Annotated in this window: 5 protein-coding genes and 2 pseudogenes; 1 reads left to right on the plus strand and 6 read right to left on the minus strand. The window is 67.7% G+C overall.

Annotated elements, in window-relative coordinates; translation table 11 throughout:
• Window positions 1-84: 84 nt before the first annotated feature.
• A complete protein-coding gene (locus CR470_RS40365) occupies window positions 85-186 on the minus strand; it encodes a hypothetical protein (RefSeq protein ID WP_257138476.1) in 102 nt (33 codons plus the stop codon).
• Window positions 187-554: 368 nt separating this feature from the next.
• Here CR470_RS40365 and CR470_RS40370 point away from each other — a divergent pair.
• Window positions 555-668, plus strand: a pseudogene (locus CR470_RS40370) (hypothetical protein); the annotation flags it as partial.
• A 410-nt stretch (window positions 669-1078) separates the two neighbouring features.
• On the opposite strand, the gene tuf reads toward CR470_RS40370, so the two are convergent.
• The 5 genes and pseudogenes from tuf to CR470_RS40045 all read right to left on the minus strand — a co-directional run.
• Window positions 1079-2272, minus strand: a complete 1194-nt coding sequence (tuf, locus tag CR470_RS07175) for an elongation factor Tu (RefSeq protein WP_018960199.1) — start codon at window positions 2270-2272, stop codon at window positions 1079-1081.
• A 157-nt stretch (window positions 2273-2429) separates the two neighbouring features.
• Window positions 2430-4559, minus strand: coding sequence for an elongation factor G (fusA, locus tag CR470_RS07180; protein ID WP_097866724.1), 2130 nt, complete (start codon window positions 4557-4559; stop codon window positions 2430-2432).
• Between the two features lie 38 nt (window positions 4560-4597).
• Window positions 4598-5068 carry a 30S ribosomal protein S7 gene (rpsG, locus tag CR470_RS07185; RefSeq protein WP_003966970.1) on the minus strand — a complete coding sequence of 157 codons (471 nt, stop codon included), beginning with the start codon at window positions 5066-5068 and terminating at the stop codon, window positions 4598-4600.
• A gap of 2 nt (window positions 5069-5070) precedes the next feature.
• The gene (gene rpsL / locus CR470_RS07190) at window positions 5071-5442 is read right to left on the minus strand and encodes a 30S ribosomal protein S12 (protein WP_003948652.1); all 372 of its coding nucleotides are present in this window, start codon (window positions 5440-5442) and stop codon (window positions 5071-5073) included.
• Window positions 5443-5752: 310 nt separating this feature from the next.
• Window positions 5753-6010: pseudogene (locus tag CR470_RS40045) on the minus strand (hypothetical protein); the annotation flags it as partial.

The raw sequence follows: 6010 nt of genomic DNA on the forward strand, positions 1-6010 counted from the left end.
CCGGGACGGCGGGCACCTGACCGACCCGCCGTCCCCGTGAAACCGTAGGGCCCCCGTACCTCTCCGCCCTGAGGTACCGGGGCCCTACACCCATCCCTGGTCCTTCGCTATCCGCACGGCGTCGACGAGGGTGCGGGCGTGGAGCTTCCCGGCCGCCGACGAGAGCCTGTTGCGGACGGTTCCCACGCTGAGGAACAGGTCGGCCGCGATCTCCCGGGAGTGCGCCCCGCCGGCGGCCAGCCGGAGGGCTCGGCCTCCCTGTCGGTGAGCGGGCCGGGGCCGGCCCGCTCCTCCCCGCGCATCCGGGGGTCGATGACCCGGCCGCCCGCGGCGATCCGCCGGATGGCGTCGGCGGTCCGCGCCGGGGTGGTGCTCTTGAGCAGATACCCGGCGGCCCCGGCGGCCAGGGCCCGGCGCGGATGACCCGGGCGGTCGAGCGCGGTGAGCATCAGCACCTGCGCCTGTCCGGCGTCCAGGGGCAGTTGCAGGGCCACTCCCCCGAGCCTGCTGGGCTTTCTCGCCGGGGCCGTCCGGAGCAGCGGGAGCGGGCCCGGATGCAGCAGGACCTGCATGATCTGGTCGGCTCGTCGCTGACGGCGATCGTGCTCCAGGGCGAGGTGGCGCTGCGCGGCGGTATGCCGGACTCCTCGTCGCCCGGACGCGAACGCGGTGCGCTGACCGAGATCATCGCCCTGGCCCAGCGGCTCCACGACGACGTGCGGTCGATCAGCCGGCCGGACGGCGGCAACCCCTCCCTCTCCGACGAGCTCGCCCACGCCCAGCGGGTCCTGGCCGACGCCTCCGGCGTGGGGGTGCGGACCGTGCTGCCGCCGTGGGCCGAGCCCGATCCGACGGTCGTGGGCTTTCACGCTGACAGCAACCGTGCCGAGCGCCACGTCCGCGGCGTCCGCGCCCCACCCGTAGCCCACGAGGGGGCCGGGGCCCGGCCCCGTGACCGCGGCGGCTCCGCGCATGGGGGCACACGGCGGCACATGGCGAAGGGCCCCGCACCTCCGAGGAGGTGCGGGGCCCTTCTGTGCGACTCAGTGAGCCACCAGGTCCAAGGACCAAGCAGAAACTACTTGATGATCTTGGTGACCTGGCCGGCGCCCACGGTCCGGCCACCCTCACGGATGGCGAACTTCAGGCCCTCTTCCATGGCGACCGGCTGGATCAGCGCGACGTCCATGAGGGTGTTGTCACCCGGCATGACCATCTCGGTGCCCTCGGGAAGGGTCACAACGCCCGTCACGTCCGTGGTACGGAAGTAGAACTGCGGGCGGTAGTTGTTGAAGAACGGGGTGTGACGGCCACCCTCGTCCTTCGACAGGATGTAGGACTGCGCCTGGAACTCGGTGTGCGGCGTGACCGAGCCGGGCTTGATGATGACCTGGCCGCGCTCGACGTCCTCGCGCTTGATGCCACGGAGGAGCAGACCGACGTTCTCACCGGCCTGGCCCTCGTCGAGCAGCTTGCGGAACATCTCGATGCCGGTGACCGTGGTGGTGGTCTTCTCGGTCTTGATACCGACGATGTCGACGGTCTCGTTGACCTTCAGGACACCACGCTCGATGCGGCCGGTGACGACCGTACCGCGACCGGTGATCGTGAAGACGTCCTCGATCGGCATGAGGAACGGCTTCTCGACGTCACGCTCGGGCTGCGGGATGGACTCGTCGACGGCCTTCATCAGGTCGAGGACGGTCTGGCCCCACTCCTTGTCACCCTCGAGCGCCTTGAGCGCCGAGACCTTGACGACCGGAAGGTCGTCGCCCGGGAACTCGTACTCGGAGAGGAGCTCACGGACCTCGAGCTCGACGAGCTCCAGGATCTCCTCGTCGTCCACCATGTCGGCCTTGTTCAGGGCGACGACGATGTAGGGGACGCCGACCTGGCGGGCCAGGAGCACGTGCTCCTTGGTCTGCGGCATCGGGCCGTCGGTGGCGGCGACCACGAGGATGGCGCCGTCCATCTGCGCGGCACCCGTGATCATGTTCTTGATGTAGTCCGCGTGACCGGGGCAGTCGACGTGCGCGTAGTGACGCGACTCCGTCTGGTACTCGACGTGCGCGATGGAGATGGTGATACCGCGCTGGCGCTCTTCGGGAGCCTTGTCGATCTGGTCGAAGGCCGAGGCCTCGTTCAGGTCCGGGTACGCGTCGTGCAGCACCTTGGTAATGGCGGCCGTGAGGGTCGTCTTACCGTGGTCGATGTGACCGATGGTGCCGATGTTGACGTGCGGCTTAGTCCGCTCGAACTTTGCCTTCGCCACTGGGGTCCTCCTGAGTGGATCTGTACGCCTTGCTTCATCGGCGCCAGGTGATCTTTGCTGGGGTGCCGGCGCCGGGGGCATTCCGCACAGTGCTGACGCGCTGTGCGGAATGCCCGCCCGGCTCCGGTGACAAGCCTAAAGCGTGAGCTCGGGAGAGTTACTCGCCCTTGGCCTTCGCGATGATCTCCTCGGCGACGTTCCGCGGAACCTCGGCGTAGGAGTCGAACTGCATCGAGTAGCTTGCGCGACCCGAGGTCTTGCTGCGGAGGTCTCCGACGTAGCCGAACATCTCCGAGAGGGGCACGAGGCCCTTCACGACGCGAGCGCCGCTGCGCTCCTCCATGGCCTGGATCTGGCCACGGCGGGAGTTGAGGTCGCCGATGACATCGCCCATGTAGTCCTCGGGCGTGGTGACCTCGACGGCCATCATCGGCTCGAGGAGCACGGGAGAGGCCTTGCGGGCACCCTCCTTGAACGCCTGCGAACCGGCGATCTTGAAGGCGAGCTCCGAGGAGTCGACCTCGTGGTAACCACCGTCGAGAAGGGTGACGCGGACGCCGACCATCTCGTAACCGGCCAGGATGCCGAACTGCATGGCTTCCTGAGCACCCGCGTCCACCGAGGGAATGTACTCACGGGGGATGCGGCCACCGGTGACCTTGTTGACGAACTCGTAGGAGGCGTCGCCACCCTCGATGGGTTCGAGGGCGATCTGCACCTTCGCGAACTGGCCGGTACCACCAGTCTGCTTCTTGTGCGTGAAGTCGATGCGCTCGACGGCCTTGCGGATCGTCTCGCGGTACGCGACCTGGGGCTTGCCGACGTTCGCCTCGACGCGGAACTCGCGCTTCATGCGGTCGACGAGCACCTCGAGGTGAAGCTCGCCCATACCACCGATGATGGTCTGGCCGGTCTCCTCGTCGGAGTGCACCTGGAAGGAGGGGTCCTCCTCCGAGAGGCGCTGGATGGCGACACCCAGCTTCTCCTGGTCACCCTTGGACTTCGGCTCGATGGCGACCTGAATGACCGGCGCCGGGAAGTCCATGGACTCCAGGATGACCGGGTTCTTGTCGTCGCACAGCGTCTCACCGGTGGTGGTCTGCTTGAGACCCATGACGGCGATGATGTCGCCGGCGCCCACCGATGCGATCTCCTCACGCTTGTTCGCGTGCATGCGGTAGATCTTGCCGATGCGCTCCTTCTTGCCCTTGACGGAGTTCAGCACCGCGGTGCCGGCCTCCAGGCGACCGGAGTAGATCCGGACGAAGGTGAGCTTGCCCAGGTGCGGGTCGCTCGCGATCTTGAACGCCAGACCGGAGAACGGCTCGTCGTCCGAGGGCTTGCGCTGGATGACCTTCTCCGGGTCCTTCACGTCGTGGCCCTCGATGGCCTCGACGTCCAGGGGGGAAGGCAGGTAGCGCACGACCGCGTCGAGCAGGGGCTGGACGCCCTTGTTCTTGAACGCGGTGCCACAGAACACCGGGGTGACGGTGACGGAGTCGGCACTGCCCTTCGACGCCAGCGTGATGCGGCGGATCGCCTCGTGCAGCTGCTCCTGGGTGGGCTCGGTGCCCTCCAGGTACAGCTCCATCATGTCGTCGTCGTTCTCGGCCACGGCCTCGAGGAGCTTGCCGCGCCACTCGGCGGCGGACTCCTTGAGGTTGTCCGGGATCTCGACGGTGTTGTACATCTCGCCCTTGGCGGCCTCTTCGGGGTACACGAAGGCCTGCATCGACACGAGGTCGACGACACCCGTGAAGTCGGCCTCCGCCCCGATGGGGAGCTGCATGACGATCGGGGTCGCGCCGAGGCGGTCCACGATCATCTGGACGCAACGGAAGAAGTCGGCACCGGTGCGGTCGAGCTTGTTGACGAAGCAGATACGCGGCACGCCGTAGCGGTCCGCCTGACGCCAGACGGTCTCGGACTGCGGCTCGACGCCGGCCACACCGTCGAACACGGTGACGGCGCCGTCGAGGACGCGGAGCGAACGCTCCACCTCGACGGTGAAGTCGACGTGACCCGGGGTGTCGATGATGTTGATGGTGTGGTCAACATCGTTGAGCGGCCAGTGGCAGGTCGTCGCGGCGGACGTGATCGTGATGCCGCGCTCCTGCTCCTGCTCCATCCAGTCCATCGTGGCAGCGCCGTCGTGGACTTCACCGATCTTGTAGCTCACACCGGTGTAGAAGAGGATCCGCTCAGTGGTGGTCGTCTTCCCCGCGTCGATGTGGGCCATGATCCCAATGTTGCGGACCTTGGCCAGGTCAAGCGAAGTGGTGGCCATAAGGCTCAATCTTCTCTCGGTCTCGATGGGGGTAGCGACTACCAGCGGTAGTGCGCGAAGGCCTTGTTGGACTCGGCCATCTTGTGGGTGTCCTCACGCTTCTTGACCGAAGCGCCGAGGCCGTTGGAGGCGTCGAGCAGTTCGTTCATGAGGCGCTCGGTCATGGTCTTCTCGCGGCGGGCGCGGGAGTAACCGACGAGCCAGCGCAGGGCGAGGGTGGAGGCGCGGCCGGGCTTGACCTCGATCGGCACCTGGTAGGTGGCGCCACCGACACGGCGGGACTTGACCTCGAGCGAGGGCTTGACGTTCTCAAGCGCGCGCTTCAGCGTGATGACCGGGTCGTTGCCGGTCTTCTCGCGGAGGCCTTCCATGGCGCCGTACACGATCCGCTCGGCGGTGGAACGCTTGCCGTCGAGGAGGATCTTGTTGATCAGCGAGGTGACAAGAGGAGAGCTGTAGACCGGGTCGATGATGACCGGGCGCTTCGGGGCGGGGCCCTTACGAGGCATTCTTACTTCTCCTTCTTGGCGCCGTAGCGGCTGCGGGCCTGCTTGCGGTTCTTGACACCCTGGGTGTCAAGGGAGCCGCGGATGATCTTGTAACGAACACCCGGCAGGTCCTTCACACGGCCACCACGCACGAGCACGATGGAGTGCTCCTGCAGGTTGTGTCCCTCACCCGGGATGTAGGCCGTGACCTCGATGCCGGAGGTCAGACGCACACGCGCGACCTTACGGAGCGCCGAGTTCGGCTTCTTCGGGGTGGTCGTGAACACACGCGTGCAGACGCCACGCCGCTGGGGCGAACCCTCGAGCGCGGGCGTCTTGTTCTTCTCGACCTTGTCCTGCCGGCCCTTCCGGACCAGCTGCTGGATCGTAGGCACTACTTCTCCGGTTTCTGTGTGCCGTTCGTGAAACTAACCTGGAACATCACCGACCCACGCGGTCGGGTGTGTCGAATACTGCGGACTCCCGCCCAAGGGGCGGAAGGGCACAGATTGCGGTGGCCACTGACGGACTCGCGGTGCGGTTGAGGACACACACCCGAGCCCAGGCACACCCCAGGCACAAGGCTTGAGCGTACCTACCTCACGGAGCTGGGTCAAAACAAATGCTGTCCACCCCCACGGGCCGGTGCCGCCCCGGCCACCGGCGTACCGACAGGGCGGCCGGCGGCCGGGTCCGTCCGTGCCTTCAGCGGGCCCCGTCGTCCGGAGCGGCGGAGCCCCCGCCCTCGGCCGGCGGCCTGGCCGGCAGCCGCATCCGCGACGCCGGGAGGGTGGGGATCGTCGGCACCCGGGAGTTGCGACTCTTGGGTACGAGCGCGGGCTCGGGCCCGGCGCCGGTGCGCGGCGGCCGGGACGGCCGGGGTGCGGAGCCGGAGCGCCGGTCGGTCTGGGGCGGGTCGGTCTGGGGCCGGTCACGGCGGGGCCGGTCGGTCTGGGGCCGATC

It is taken from the genome of Streptomyces sp. rh34, from assembly GCF_002551245.1.
Classification (GTDB): Bacteria; Actinomycetota; Actinomycetes; order Streptomycetales; family Streptomycetaceae; genus Streptomyces.

Bases quoted from the DNA above. Each gene is read 5' to 3' on its own strand.
- fusA (WP_097866724.1), bottom strand. From the start codon at position 4,559: ATGGCCACCACTTCGCTTGACCTGGCCAAGGTCCGCAACATTGGGATC.
- rpsG (WP_003966970.1), bottom strand. From the start codon at position 5,068: ATGCCTCGTAAGGGCCCCGCCCCGAAGCGCCCGGTCATCATCGACCCG.